At 70.9% G+C, this 13456-nt stretch carries 8 protein-coding genes, 1 tRNA gene and 1 pseudogene; 2 read left to right on the forward strand and 8 right to left on the reverse strand.

Annotated features, from left to right (window positions below; genetic code table 11):
* Position 1 precedes the first annotated feature (1 nt).
* The 4 genes and pseudogenes from mobC to OG408_RS17845 form a co-directional block, all read right to left on the reverse strand.
* Positions 2 to 513 (reverse strand): annotated as a pseudogene (gene mobC, locus OG408_RS17830) (plasmid mobilization relaxosome protein MobC).
* Between the two features lie 374 nt (positions 514 to 887).
* Positions 888 to 1742, reverse strand: coding sequence for a DUF2637 domain-containing protein (locus tag OG408_RS17835; RefSeq protein WP_326670776.1), 855 nt, complete (start codon positions 1740 to 1742; stop codon positions 888 to 890).
* A 416-nt stretch (positions 1743 to 2158) separates the two neighbouring features.
* On the reverse strand, positions 2159 to 3454 hold the full coding sequence (locus tag OG408_RS17840) for a DUF3631 domain-containing protein (RefSeq protein ID WP_326670777.1): 1296 nt from the start codon (positions 3452 to 3454) through the stop codon (positions 2159 to 2161).
* Between the two features lie 232 nt (positions 3455 to 3686).
* Positions 3687 to 3917, reverse strand: a complete 231-nt coding sequence (locus OG408_RS17845) for a hypothetical protein (protein ID WP_285567537.1) — start codon at positions 3915 to 3917, stop codon at positions 3687 to 3689.
* Positions 3918 to 4011: 94 nt separating this feature from the next.
* Here OG408_RS17845 and OG408_RS17850 point away from each other — a divergent pair, with 94 nt between their 5' ends.
* Together OG408_RS17850 and OG408_RS17855 are read left to right on the forward strand one after the other, a co-directional pair.
* Positions 4012 to 4713: a helix-turn-helix domain-containing protein gene (locus OG408_RS17850; RefSeq protein ID WP_285567539.1), complete on the forward strand. Its 702-nt coding sequence runs from the start codon at positions 4012 to 4014 to the stop codon at positions 4711 to 4713.
* Entirely contained in the window at positions 4710 to 6323 is a 1614-nt protein-coding gene (locus tag OG408_RS17855; protein WP_326670779.1) for a tyrosine-type recombinase/integrase, read from the forward strand. The genes OG408_RS17850 and OG408_RS17855 overlap by 4 nt, the downstream gene beginning before the upstream one ends.
* 128 nt (positions 6324 to 6451) lie before the next feature.
* On the opposite strand, the gene OG408_RS17860 is transcribed toward OG408_RS17855, so the two are convergent.
* From OG408_RS17860 to tmk, 4 genes are all read right to left on the reverse strand, one after another.
* A tRNA-Thr gene (locus OG408_RS17860) sits at positions 6452 to 6525 on the reverse strand.
* A 143-nt stretch (positions 6526 to 6668) separates the two neighbouring features.
* Positions 6669 to 8219: an alpha/beta hydrolase gene (locus OG408_RS17865; protein WP_326670781.1), complete on the reverse strand. Its 1551-nt coding sequence runs from the start codon at positions 8217 to 8219 to the stop codon at positions 6669 to 6671.
* An 81-nt stretch (positions 8220 to 8300) separates the two neighbouring features.
* Positions 8301 to 9506: a DNA polymerase III subunit delta' gene (locus tag OG408_RS17870; RefSeq protein WP_266780080.1), complete on the reverse strand. Its 1206-nt coding sequence runs from the start codon at positions 9504 to 9506 to the stop codon at positions 8301 to 8303.
* Between the two features lie 276 nt (positions 9507 to 9782).
* Positions 9783 to 13076 carry a dTMP kinase gene (tmk, locus tag OG408_RS17875; RefSeq protein ID WP_326670782.1) on the reverse strand — a complete coding sequence of 1098 codons (3294 nt, stop codon included), beginning with the start codon at positions 13074 to 13076 and terminating at the stop codon, positions 9783 to 9785.
* Positions 13077 to 13456: the final 380 nt, after the last annotated feature.

A 13456-nucleotide genomic window follows, 5' to 3' on the forward strand; every position in this document is an offset into this window, starting at 1 on the left:
ATCAGACCTCCGTCGCGTCGGTGAGCTCGCGCAGAGCCCCGGCGATCAAGGTGAGCAGGCGGTGGAGTTCGTCAAGGCACTGACGGATGTCGGGCGGGGTGTAGTCGCTGTTGAGGGCGCGGGCGATCTGGTTGACGTTGACGCCGGTGCGGTTCAGGGCGCGCAGGACCTGGGCTCGGAAGATGTGGGTGCGGCGTCGGTCCTCGGACAGGGGGAGGTTCGCGGTGAAGCGGCCGTCGAGGAAGGCGAGGACGACGTCGGCGGCGAACCCGGATTCGCCCTTGTAGCCGTGCTCGGCTGCGGCCTCGCGCAGGCTGGTGTGCTCGTCGTCGGTGAAGCGCATGGGGCCGACGCGCTTGGTGCGTTTGTCGCCGGTGAACCGGCGGATTGTTGGCTGGACGCTCTGCACAGCGGGCTCGCTGACGGCGAGGGCTGCGGCGCGTGTTGGGCGGAGGATCGCTTGCTGGGTGGCGTGAAGGTGTCCGGGGCGGGGCCGCCCTCGGTCACGGCCACCTGGTCCGGCGCCCCCTGGCGCTGGGCCCTCTCCGCCGCCCCTGGGGCGGAGACCCCCGAAGTCCGGCCATGAGTCGGACTCGGGGTACTACTGGCTCCGCCAGGAGCAGCCCGTCCGAACGCCCGACGCAAACGCTCCGTCAGCGTAGGGGACTGCGGAAACGCAGACGGCTCGACGTGGGTGTCGTCGGGCAGGTGCTGGTTGTGCGTCAAAGCAGGTGCTCCAAGTACGGCTGGGCGAACGGGGCGAGAGGTCTGCTCTGCGCGGCCATCAAGGTGTCCACAGGCGGTGTCCACAGGTGTGGAAATCTGCGGGCCGGTTGGCCGATGCTCGGGTGACCGGAAGGGTTCCGGTCACCCGAGCAGGCCCGGCGTCAGCGCCTGGAGACTTCGATACCGACGGCTTCGAGTTCCGGCCGAAGCCGCTCCATCACCTCGGTCTGCCGCTCACTGCCGATCGTCAGGTCTCGGTCCTTCACAGCCGCTCGGAGCAGGCCGCGCGTGAGTTTGCCGTGCTGATGACCGGTGGCCCGGCCGATATCCGTTAGCTCCGCGATGGTCGCCTTCGGCGGTCGGCCACCGCTCGGTTTGCTATCCGATGTCTGGGACGCAGGTTCCGTCCGCTCGTTACTCGGAGCTTGCGCACCATCGGGAGGGGAATCCGTTCGGTGGCTGTGGCTGATGTCCCCGACCGACCGGTCTTGTGCCTGTACGAAACCGGTGTCCGAGCCGTCGTCGGACGGTGCGACGAGCTGGTGGATCTGTCGCATCAGGACGCCGAAGGCGACCATCGCGGCGGCCGGAGGAACGGCTGCGACCACGTAGTCGAGGAACGGGGCGCTGCGCGCGTTGTCCGTGCCGCTGACCCCGGCGACGTTCAGCGCGATGGAGCCGACTGATCCGGCGGCGGTCACGGCGATCGCCCAGGGGTCGGTGTCTCGGCGCAGCGCTGCGCGCAGCATGAGCAGTTCGCCCGCGACGATGAACGCGTCCAGGGTGGCGGGCCAGGCCCAGCGGCGGATGCGGGATGCGCCGAGCCCGTGCTGGCCGGCGACGTCGGCAAGGTGGGCGTAGGAGAGCCAGAACGCTCCGGCTGTCAGCGCGACGATGACGAGGCCGGCCGCGCCGAGGACGAGTTGCTCGGCGTCAGCCCGCTTCTTCGGCTTCTCGTCGCTGCGGGCGTCGTCTCGTGGTCGTGTTGGTTGCGTGGTGAGGTGCGGGGCGGTCAAGCGGGAAGCTCCTGGGGGTAGTGGCGTGGGGCGTCTTTGCCGTCTTGGCCGTTGCACCTGCAGGTCAGCGCGGGACGGCAGCTCTCCGGACATGCCGTTTCGGTAGGCAGCGCCACCGTCTTGTCCTGACTCGCGACAAGGAGGTGGCAGCTTCCTGCCAGGGCGCAGCCTGCCGCTGCCGGGACGGCTGCTTCGCGGCATCCGTCCCGGCGAGCAGGGCGGCGACCGGCGGCGATACGGCAAGGACGCCTGGGACGGGGCAAGACGGATCCGGACGGTGTCTCCTGACTGGCGCGCTACCTGCGCGGAGACGCCTGCGTTGCCGTCTTGCCCTCGGCTGCCGTCTTGCCGGTATGCGCCCTGACCTGCGAGATCACGGCAGGGACGGCAAGTACGGCAACCAGTGAGGGTGGGGTTCAGCCCTCGCCGCGAGGGGCGACGACCGGGTGGACGGTGGGGCAGTACCGCCGCCACGCGTCGAGGAACTTGTTGCGCGTATAGCCCTTGCGCTGCGACCGGTCCGCCATACGCACGTTGCCGGGACGGATGTCGTAGTCGCGCAGCATCGCTCCGAGTTCCCGGGAGGTCAGGCCGTAGCGCCCCCGCTCTCCCCACGGGGCTTCGTCGTCCGCGTTCAGGTGGTAGAGGAGATCCGCGGTGGAGAGGCTGTCCGCCTCACGCTGGGCGAAGAAGACCCGGCGGATGTCGGCGAGGATGCGTGCCCCGCTGGGATGGTCCTCCTCGGCCGCCACTTCGGCGGCGACCATCCGCGCGCAGGCAATCCGCGCGAGCCGGGGCCAGCTAGCGCCTGCCAGGTCGGCAACGATCACCAGGGGCTCCCATGTGTCGGCAGCACGGTCCTCAACCGGCATGTCCGGTTCCAGGTCTGCGGCGTCCTCCAACAGTGGGCGGGCCCAGGTGTGGATGCGGTCGCGCAGCTCGTGCAGGGCCGGGATGTCGCGCCGTGAGCGGAAGGGTTTGACCTTCTCGCCATCGGCCCGGCGCCGCATGCGGATGACCACCGACCGGTCCATCACCGTGTCCGGCAGGTCCCCGATACCCGCGATGGCCGCCATCGCGAACGTGGCGAACTTGTGCGGGGTGTGGTCGTTGCCGACGACCCGCGTGACATACCGGCCGCGCTGATGACCGGCGTTGAGCAGGCCACGCGTCTCCTCGTTCTTCTCCGCGACCTTGGGGCCGAAGATGGTGTCGGCCTCGTCCACCAGCAGCGTCGGTGGCTCATCCTCGTTGATCGAGCGGAAGATGGCCGCTGGTGTGGTGTTGATGGTGAGCATCGGCTCGTGAACCGTCTCAGTCAGCACGTCCAGGAGCCGCGACTTGCCGCAGCGCTTCGCCGGCCCCACCACCGCCAGACGTGGGGCGTGCTGCCACGCGGGCTGGAGATGCGTTGCCGCCACCCACAGGGTGATCGCGTCCAACGCCTCCGATGAGGGAGGGATCACGAACTGGGCTATCTGGGAACGCAGTTCGTCAAGCAGCTCCGAGCCCGGTGTCGGCTCCGCGTCGGGGATGGCCGCCAGCCTGCCCGCCGGATCCGCTTCGCTGGCGCTGGCGTCGGCCGTACCGTCGCTCGGGTCCGCCACGGCACTGTCAACTTGCGAGTGGGTGCTCGGCCGGCCGGGGATGGCTGTGGCGGGCCAGGTCGCTCGGGCGGGGGCGGAATAGGACTCGGGGTCCTCGGGTTGCACTGGGCGACTCCTCGTCTGGCGGCCTTGGGCTTGCACGCCCCTGCCGCCGGGTCGGTTCTCACGGGATTGCTGGGGAGTCTCGGGGCCTCCGGCGTTGCACCGCCGGAGGCTCCCCCCTTCTCGCGGGCCTTTCGGCACCGCGAGCGACCACGGACAGTACGTCCACGCCGCACCACAGTCCAGCGTTTCTGTGTCAGCTCAGCGCAGAAGCCCCCGATATCCATCTGACGCCTCACGCTGCCAGCCCCAGCAGGGCCAGCAGGTCTGCGGTCACCACCCGGTAGGCGTTCCCGAGCCTGAGCACCTTGCACGGGTACTGGCCACGCTTGGCCAGCTCGTACCCCTTGCTCCGCCCAAGCCCCAGAGCCCGGTTGCCCGTCTCCAGGTCAACGGACACAGGAAGCTCCAGAAGCTCCTCGCGGCTCATCCCCTTCGCCCGGTCGGCCTCTTCGTTCTCACGCATGCGCGCTCCATCCATGACTGAGCCCACGGCGAACGCGACTGCCGCGCTCGTCTCCAGGTCTTGGAATCAACGCTAAGCAAGTTAATGTGTCTACATGACACAACGCCGCAGCCATCATGGATCTAAGAAGGCCGACGACGAGGACGACGTCCTGGAGTGGGTGGATCAGGTCATGGCCACCGTGGCCATCGAGGTCCGCAGACGACGGAAGGAACTGGGTTGGAGCGCGCAGGATTTGGCCGACAAGTGCGCGGAGATCGGCCATCCGATCCCCCGCAACGTGATCGCCAACATGGAGTCCGGGCGCCGCTCCAACCTGCCCCTGGTCGACGTCATGGTCCTGGCCCACGCGCTGAACACCCCGCCCATCTGCCTCATCTATCCCGTCGGCTACATCGACGATGTACAGCAGCTCCCGCTCCAGGACTCCACCTCCGCACTGGACGCGCTGCGCTGGTTCACCGGGGAGGAGACCGAACTCGGCGCGGACGACGACGTGCTCCGCTACTTCCGGGCTCATCACGCCGCCCAGGAGCGACTGCGAAGCGCGCGACGAGACGAGGAGTACGCCCGCTACCACGCCCAGACCGCACCAAATGCCGACCGTAAGGCCGAGGCCCTCCGCTCCCAGGCCCGTGCCGCCGAGGCGGCCGACGACGCCGAAAACCGCCTGCGCAGAGTTCGCGCCTTCATCGAGGAAGAGGGCGTCACGCCCCCGTTCCTGTGGCCGGACCTGGCCGACGTAATCGACTCCCCCGGGAGCGATCCCGACACCACCGAGGAGAATGATCTTTGAAGGGCTCCACCTACCGCCGCTGCTCCTGCCGCGACCCCAAGTCCGGCAAGGAACTCGGCACCTCCTGCCCCAAGCGCAACAGCAGGAACCACTGCACCTACTCCGTACGGCAAGAGCTCTCCCCCCGCGAGGACGGCAGCCGACGCTCCTTCGCCCGGGGCGGGTACGGCAGCCTCAAGGCGGCCCAGGCCGATCTCGACCACGTACGGGCCCTCCTCGGACTCGCCGAGTCGGACGACCCCGAGGGCACCGAACTCATCGCCGAGATGCTGGCCGAGGTCAGCCACGAACGGTCACCCCTGCCGGAGGTCGAGGAGACGAGGCGGCGGCTCAACGCCGGCCAGGACCTCATCGGCAGCCTCACCGTCGCCGAATGGCTCGACCGCTGGCTGGCCGGCAAGCGCATACGCAAGTCCGGCCTCAACCGCTACGAGACCGACATCCGCATCCACCTGAAGCCGCACATCGGCGGCCGGCGCCTCGACCGGCTGCGCGTCAGCCACCTCAGCGAGATGTTCACCGACATCCGCGACGCCAACGCCCAGATCCTGGAGGACAACACCCAGCGCCGAGCCGCGATCGACGAACTGGCGAACGTGCCGTGGAAGGGCGCGGAGAACCGAGCCCGCCGCAAGGCGATGAAGGCCGCCATCGACGAGATGCCGCCCTACCGTCGCATCACCGGACCCGCCACGCGCCAGCACGTCAAAGCCACCCTCCGAGCCGCCCTGAACGACGCGATCGGGCAGCAGATCATCACCTTCAACCCCGCCGCCCACGTCGAGATCGACCCCGTACGCAAGCCGAAGGCGCTCGTATGGACCGACGAGCGGGTCGCCAAGTGGGAGCAGACGGGCGAGAAGCCGTCTCCGGTCATGGTCTGGACACCCCAGCAGACCGGCGCCTTCCTCGACTTCGTCGCCAAAGACCGGCTGTACGCCATGTGGCACCTCATCGCCTTCCGTGGCCTGCGCCGGGGCGAAGCGTGTGGGCAGCCCTGGTCGGAGACCAACCTCGCCACCCACTCCCTCACCGTCTCCGCCCAGCTCGTCCAGGACGGATGGGACGTCGAGACCTCCGAACCCAAGACCGACAGCGGCTTCCGCGTCGTCGCGCTCGACAACGACACCGTCGAGGTCCTGGAACACCACCGCGCACAGCAGAACGCGGACCGAGCAGAGTGGGCCGCAGCCTGGGTCGACACCGGCCTCGTCTTCACCCAGGCCGACGGCTCCTGGCTCCACCCCGGCAAAGTCACCGACCTCTTCGAGAGGCTCGTCGCCGCATCCGGCCTCCCACCCATCCGCCTCCACGACCTCCGGCACGGCGCGGCCACGCTCATGCTCGCCGCCGGCATCGACGTCAAGATCGTCTCCGACACCCTCGGACACAGCGACACCCGGATCACGCGGGACATCTACCAGAGCGTCCTGCCTCACGTCGGAAAGAGCGCGGCCGAGGCCACGGCCAAGCTGGTCCCCCTCCAGCGGCGGACCGAGGCCGAGCAGGCTGCCCGCAAAGCCGCGAAGGCCGCCAAGAAGGCGAAGACCAAGGAGAAAGCCCAGGCCATGAGCAAGAGGAAGGGCAAGGCCAAGCGGCCCAAGAAGTAGATCGCTGAGCCGCTCCGCTCACGCATCGCTCACGCAAGCACTTCCACGGCATCCTCGTCGTGCGGCTCGGCATTCCCCGGGCATGAAAAAACCCCAGGTCACGGCGAGTGAGTCCTGAGGTTTCTCCGAGCCGCCTTCGGGATTCGAACCCGAGACCTACGCATTACGAGTGCGTTGCTCTGGCCAACTGAGCTAAGGCGGCACGCGCTGTCACACCATGGTGCGGTCAGCAGCGTCGCCAAGTCTACACAGTTTCGGAGGGTGCTCCGTACCGGCCCGTCGTGCGGCTGTATGCCCAGGTCAGTGGGGTGCCCCGGCGGCGGGCCGGGGGCCGGGCGGGCGGGGTCAGGAGCACTTCTTGCCGTCGGCCGGCGGGGTGCCCTCCAGGAGGTAGGTGTTGATCGCCGTGTCGATGCAGTCGCTGCCGCGGCCGTACGCCGTGTGCCCGTCGCCCTCGTAGGTGAGGAGGGTGCCGGACGAGAGCTGGCCGGCGAGGGACTGGGCCCACTTGTACGGGGTCGCCGGGTCGCGGGTGGTGCCGACGACCACGATCGGGGCGGCGCCCTCGGCCTTGATCCGGTGCGGGGTGCCGGTGGCGGGGACCGGCCAGTAGGCGCAGTTCAGGGAGGCCCAGGCGAAGCCCTTGCCGAAGACCGGGGAGGCCTTCTCGAAGGTGGGGAGGGCCTGGGTGACCGCCTCGGAGGTGGCGAAGGCGGGCGGGAGGTCGAGGCAGTTCACGGCAGCGTTGGCGTACATGAGGTTCGCGTACGTACCGTTCGGCTCGCGCTCGTAGTAGCTGTCGGCCAGGGCGAGCAGGCCCGATCCGTCGCCCGCCCGGGCAGCGGTGAGCGCCTCGCGGAGCTGGGGCCAGGCCGTCTCGTCGTACATCGCGGCGATGACGCCGGTGGTGGCGAGGGACTCGCCGAGCTTCCGGGACTCGCCCGTGGGGATCGGCTTCGCGTCGAGGTCACTGAACAGCTTCTTCAGGTTGGTCGCCGCGTCGGCGGCGGATGTCGTCCCGAGCGGGCAGTCCGCCTTCTTCACGCAGTCCTGGGCGAAGGACTGGAAGGCGGTCTCGAAGCCCGCCGTCTGGTCGCGGTTCATGTCGACCGATGCCAGCGAGGGGTCCATCGCGCCGTCGAGGACGAGCCGGCCCACCCGCCCGGGGAAGAGCTCGGCGTACGTCGCGCCCAGGAAGGTGCCGTACGAGGCGCCGACGTAGTGCAGCTGCTCGTCACCGAGCAGGGCGCGCAGCATGTCCATGTCGCGGGCCGTGTCCACGGTCGAGACGTGCGGCAGGATCTCGCCCGAGCGCTGCTCGCAGCCCGTGGCGAACTTCTTGAACGCACCGCTCAGCTTCGTGACCTCGACCGCGTCGTCCGGCGTCTGGTCGACCTGGGTGTAGGCGTCCATCTGTGAACCGGTGAGACATTCGACGGGTTCGCTGCGCGCCACCCCGCGCGGATCGATGGCGACCATGTCGTAGCGGGCGCGCACCTGCGCCGGGTAGCCGATCGCGGCATAGCCCTGGAGATAGCCGATGGCGGATCCGCCGGGACCTCCCGGGTTCACCAGGAGGGAGCCGATCCGCTTGCCCGGTCCGGTGGCCTTCTTCCGGGACACCGCCAGCTTGATCTCGTCGCCGTCCGGCTTGGCGTAGTCGAGCGGCGCCTTCATCGTGGTGCACTGGAATCCGCTGACACCGCAGTCCCGCCAGCTCAGGTGCTGGCCGTAGAACGACTTCAGCGCCGCCGGCACGGCGGACGGAGAGGCCGAGGCCGCCTGCGCCGGGGACGAGGCGCCCGAAGTCGAACTTCCGCTGCTGCAGCCGGAGATGAGGAGGCCGGCTGTGCCGAGCGCGAGGGCGAGGGTGCGGAACGGGCGCCTGGTGTCCATGTCCGGAGCGTAGCCGCCGGGCGACGACTCATCCGATTCCCTGCTCTTTCGGGTGATTCGGTGAGCGGCCTGCCGGGAGCGTCAGCCCGCCCGCAGCGCCATCGTCATCGCCTCCACCGCGAGCAGCGGGGCCACATTCCGGTCCAGCGCCCGGCGGCAGGCGCCCACCGCCTCGATCCGGCGCAGGGTGCGCTCGGGCGTGGACGAGCGCACGATCCGGTCGAGGGAATCCTGCGCGTCGGCGTTGGCGATGGCGATGCGCGAGCCCAGCTGCAGGGCGAGCACATCGCGGTAGAACCCGGTCAGTTCGGTGAGGGCCAGATCGAGGCTGTCGCGCTGCGTACGCGTCTTGCGGCGCTTCTGCCGGTCCTCCAGCTCCTTCATCACCCCTGCGGTGCCACGCGGCATCCGGCCCCCGGCGGAGGCGCCGAGCGCGGCCTTCATGTCCTCCGTCTCCTTGACGTCGACATCCTCCGAGGCCTGCTTCGCGTCGTCTGTGGCGGTGTCGATCAGCTCCTGCGCGGCCTTCAGACAGCCCCCGATGTCCTCGACGCGCAGCGGCAGCTTCAGGACGGCCGCCCGGCGGGCGCGGGCCCGCTCGTCGGTGGCGAGGCGACGAGCCCTGCCGATGTGTCCCTGGGTGGCCCGGGCTGCGGCGGCGGCCCGCTCCGGCTCGATGCCGTCCCGCCGGATCAGCACATCAGCTACGGCGTCGACCGACGGAGTGCGCAGGGTGAGATGACGGCAGCGGGAACGGATCGTGGGCAGCACGTCCTCCAGCGAGGGAGCGCAGAGCAGCCACACCGTGCGCGGCGCGGGCTCCTCGACCGCCTTCAGCAGCACATTGCCCGCGCCCTCGGTGAGGCGGTCGGCGTCCTCCATGACGATGACCTGCCACCGTCCGACGGCCGGCGAGAGCTGGGCGCGGCGGACTAGCTCGCGGGTCTCCTTCACACCGATGGACAGCAGATCGGTGCGGATCACGTCGACGTCGGCGTGTGTCCCGATGAGGCTCGTGTGACAGCCGTCGCAGAAACCGCAGCCCGGTGCCCCGCCCAGGGCACGGTCCGGGCTGGTGCACTGCAGCGACGCGGCGAAGGCCCGGGCGGCGGTGGACCGCCCGGAGCCCGGCGGGCCGGTGAACAGCCAGGCATGGGTCATCTTCGAGCCGGGCGGCACCGGCTCCCCCGTGGCCTGGGCGGTGACCAGCGCGTCGGCATCCCTGGCGGCGGCAGCGAGCTGCTCCTGCACGCGGTCCTGGCCGACCAGGTCGTCCCATACGGACATCGGTCACCGCCCTTCCGTGGTGTACGGCTCTCGTCACGGCTGTCGCCGTGGCGTTCGTCGATCCGGCTTTCCCCTGGCCCCCCATTGTGAGGGACGCGTCTGACAATCCCGGCGGACGGACTGCCGGGACCTCACCGATGCGCCGATACGGCGATACGGCGGAGGCCGGACTCCGGAACGCCGATGGCCCCGCGCCTGTTCGCGCGGGACCATCGGCGTACTCGGTACTCGGTACTCGGTACTCGGTATTCGGCATTCGCTCGGTACTCGATACCGTCAGCGGCGCGGGCGGCGCCCCCGGCCGGTGGACCCGGGGTCCTCGTCGTCGTGGTCACCGAGCAGTTCGTCGGCCAGCGTGGGCAGATCGTCCAGCGGGGTCTCCTCCGCCCAGTCGGGACGCGGCCGCCGCGACCGGCCCGAATGCTGCTCCTGCTCCCGCTGCTCCCGGTCCGCGTGCGGATCGGTGATCTGCGGCAGCTCCCGGGTGCGTTCGTTCTCGCCCTCAGGTGCGGAGCCCGCTGAGCGCTCGTCCCGGAAGATGCCGCGCGGCACCCGGTCGGCGGGGTCGGCGTCCCGTACCGGTGGCAGCACCGCCGTCTCGTCCGCGGCACCGGACGGCCCGGACGGATCGGAGACCTTCGGGATCATCGCCGTCTCGGCCTCGTCGGACGGCCAGGGCGCGGACGGGGCCGCGTTCCGAGTCCGTCCCCGGCCGGAGGACGGATCCACCGGAGAGGGCACCGGCTGAGTGATCTCGTTCGGGTTCACGATCGGGGTCGGCACCGTCAGCTCGTTGTCCGGAACGGAAGACGAGGACGAGGACGAGGACGACGACGTGGACGAGGACGTGGAAGACGCAGACGGCTCGGAATGCGGCGCGGACCGCGAGGTCCGGGCACGCGAAGCCTCCGCCGCAGCAGCGGCCTCGGCCGCCTCTTCCTCGGCTTCCGCCTGGGCCGCGGCCGCCTGGGCCCGCGCACTCTCCGCCGCGGCGGCGGCATCGGCCTCCGCCTGCCTGCGGGCGGCCTCGGCCCTCAGCAGGGCCTCCTCCGCCTTGCGCTGCTTCTCCAGTCGCTTGGCCTCGGCCTCCTGACGGAGCCGGGCCTCCTCCTCGGCCTGGCGGCGCAGCCGCGCCTGCTCCGCCTCGCGGGCGGCCTCCTCCGCTTCGAGCCTGACCCGCTCCTCCTCGGCGCGCTGCCGCGCCTCCTCCGCACGCTGCCGGGCCTCTTCCGCCTGGCGTTCGGCCTCGCGGCGGCGCGCTTCCTCCTCCTCGCGGCGCTTGCGCTCCGCCTCCTCGGCGCGGAGCTTGGCGAGCTGCTCCTGCCGTTCGCGCTCCAGGCGCTCTTCCTCCGCCTTGCGCGCGGCCTCCTCCTCGGCGAGGCGACGGGCCTCCTCCTCGGCGGCCTTGCGCGCCTCCTCCCGGGCCCTGATCTCGGCCTCGGAGAGCGGAAGGAGCTGGTCGAGCCGGTGACGTACGACCGTGGTGATCGACTCCGGTTCCTGGCCGGCGTCCACCACCAGGTAGCGCGTCGGGTCGGCGGCGGCCAGCGTCAGGAAGCCGGAACGCACCCGGTTGTGGAATTCAAGCGGCTCGGACTCCAGCCGGTCGGGCGCCTCGGTGAACCGTTCCCGCGCGGTCTCCGGGGAGACGTCCAGAAGCACCGTCAGATGCGGTACGAGGCCGCTCGTCGCCCAACGCGAGATCCGGGCGATCTCGGTCGGCGCGAGATCACGGCCCGCGCCCTGGTAGGCGACGGACGAGTCGATGTAGCGGTCGGAGATGACGATCGCGCCGCGCTCCAGCGCCGGACGCACGACCGAGTCGACGTGCTCGGCGCGGTCGGCGGCGTACAGCAGTGCCTCGGCCCGGTTGGAGAGCCCGGCCGACGAAACGTCGAGCAGGATCGAGCGCAGCCGCTTCCCGACGGGGGTCGCGCCCGGTTCACGGGTGACGACGACCTCGTGGCCCTTGGCGCGGATCCAGTCCGCGAGCGCTTCGACCTGGGTGGACTTGCCCGCTCCGTCGCCGCCCTCCAGGGCGAGGAAGAAGCCGGTCGCGGCGGGGGCGACCGCCGGGTCGCCGCCACGCAGCGCCTCCCGCAGATCACGGCGCAGCGGCACTCCGGAACGGTCGTCCGTCTTCGCGAGGACGATCGCGGCGACCGGCAGCAGCAGGGCGCCGATCAGCATCAGGGTGAAGGCCGCGCCACCGTGCGCGAAGACGAAGTCCCCCGCGGTCAGCCGGTGGGTTCCTATGGCGGCGGCCACCAGGGGGCCGCCGACCGCGCCGAGCGCGATCAGGACCCGGACGACGGCCTGGAGGTGTTCGGCGGTGCGGGTCCGGCGGGATTCCTCGGTCTCCTGGTCGACGAGGACATGGCCGGTGTTGGCGGCGACACCCGCCGCGTATCCGGCGAGCACGGCGATCAGGACGACGGTCGCCGTGTCCGGCACCAGGCCCATCGCAAGGAGCGCGACCCCGGTGACGGCGGTGGCCAGGGAGAGCAGCCGGCGGCGCGACAGGGCCGGCAGCACCTTCTGCGCGGTACGGATGCCGACGCCCGTGCCGCCGGTCAGGGCGAGGATCAGCAGGGCGAAGGTGGCGGGGCCACCACCCAGGTCGGTGGCGTGCAGGACGGCGACGGCGGCAGCGGCCGCGATCGCTCCGGCGACGGCGGCACAGGTCGCGACGATCAGCGGTACGGCGCCGGTGCGGCCCTTGTCCGGTCCGCTGCCGGCGGACGGCCGGCGCAGCCCCTCCAGGGGCGAGCGCGGCCGGGGCGTCGGCGAACCGGGCAGTTCCAGGAAGTACAGGGTGGAGATGGAGGCGGAGAACAGCCCGGCCGCGACGTACGAGCCGAGGGCCGCCTGGTGGAAGGAGAACCACTCCAGGCCCGAGCCCAGCAGATTGCCGATCAGTGTGGCGACCAGCAACACGGCGGCGGCGACGGGAACGGCGGCGAAGTCGGTCCGCAGGGAGAGCCTGCGCAGCGCGTCCAGGTGATCCGGCAGCGGGCGCACCGCGGCGCCCTCGATCGGCGGCGCGGGCAGCAGCGCGGGCGCCGCCCCGTCCTTCGCGATCGTCCACAGCCGCTCACCGGCGCCGGTGACGAAGACGGTGATGAGGATCATCAGGAGCGCCCTGTCGGGCATCCAGTCGATCCACAGCGGCGCGACGACCAGCAGCGCGAGCCGCAGCCCGTCGGCGCCGATCATCAGCCACCGCCGGTCGAGCGGCCCTCCCGGCGCCGCCAGGGCCGTCAACGGCCCCAGGAGTACGGCTCCGAAGAGCAGGGTGGAAATAATCCGGGCCCCGAACACGGCGGCGACGGCGAAGGCCGCCCCGCGGTATCCGGATCCGAATGAGCCCTCAAGGACCGCCGCTTGCAGCGACAGCAACACCAGCACGAGAAGGGCGAGTGCATCGCCGGTACTGCCGACGAGCTGGGCGCTCCACAACCGCTTCAGCGGGGGAACACGCAACAGGGCTCGTACGGCGCGCTCGCGTGAGTCTGCGGCAAGTGTGTCGGAGGTGGGGCTCACGACCGTTGGCTGCTCGGCTCGCGTCATCCGCCCAGCCTATCGGGAGCAAGCCGGTGCCCGCGGTCCGCGTCCGAACATACGACCGCAGCGGCCTCTGCGAGGGTTCTCACCTCGCCCCTCCGGGGTCCTTTCCCAGCCCCCTCCGGGGTCCCTTCCCCCAGCCCTTCGGGAGCGAGACCCTCCAGCCTTTCCGGAGCGCCTCCCAGCCCCTCCGGCGTTTGAGGAGCGGGGGCCCGGGGGCAGAGCCCCCGGTTTCGGGAAGGGGCGGGGAGGGGACAAGGCCCGCCGCAGGCGCCCCACCCGCCCCCGTCCACACCCCACCCACCCACTCACCCACCCGCCCCGGAACACGGCAACGCCGGGCGGCCCGGACACTCGTCCAGCCCACCCGGCGTTCAGGAACCCGG

Origin of the sequence: Streptomyces sp. NBC_01257, from assembly GCF_035917255.1 — a bacterium.
Lineage (GTDB): Bacteria > Actinomycetota > Actinomycetes > Streptomycetales > Streptomycetaceae > Streptomyces.

What these genes read in the sequence shown, in the direction of transcription:
- OG408_RS17845 (WP_285567537.1), bottom strand. Translation starts at nt 3,917, where the DNA reads ATGCGTGAGAACGAAGAGGCCGACCGGGCGAAGGGGATGAGCCGCGAG.
- OG408_RS17850 (WP_285567539.1), top strand. Translation starts at nt 4,012, where the DNA reads ATGACACAACGCCGCAGCCATCATGGATCTAAGAAGGCCGACGACGAG.
- OG408_RS17865 (WP_326670781.1), bottom strand. Translation starts at nt 8,219, where the DNA reads ATGGACACCAGGCGCCCGTTCCGCACCCTCGCCCTCGCGCTCGGCACA.
- OG408_RS17870 (WP_266780080.1), bottom strand. Translation starts at nt 9,506, where the DNA reads ATGTCCGTATGGGACGACCTGGTCGGCCAGGACCGCGTGCAGGAGCAG.
- tmk (WP_326670782.1), bottom strand. Translation starts at nt 13,076, where the DNA reads ATGACGCGAGCCGAGCAGCCAACGGTCGTGAGCCCCACCTCCGACACA.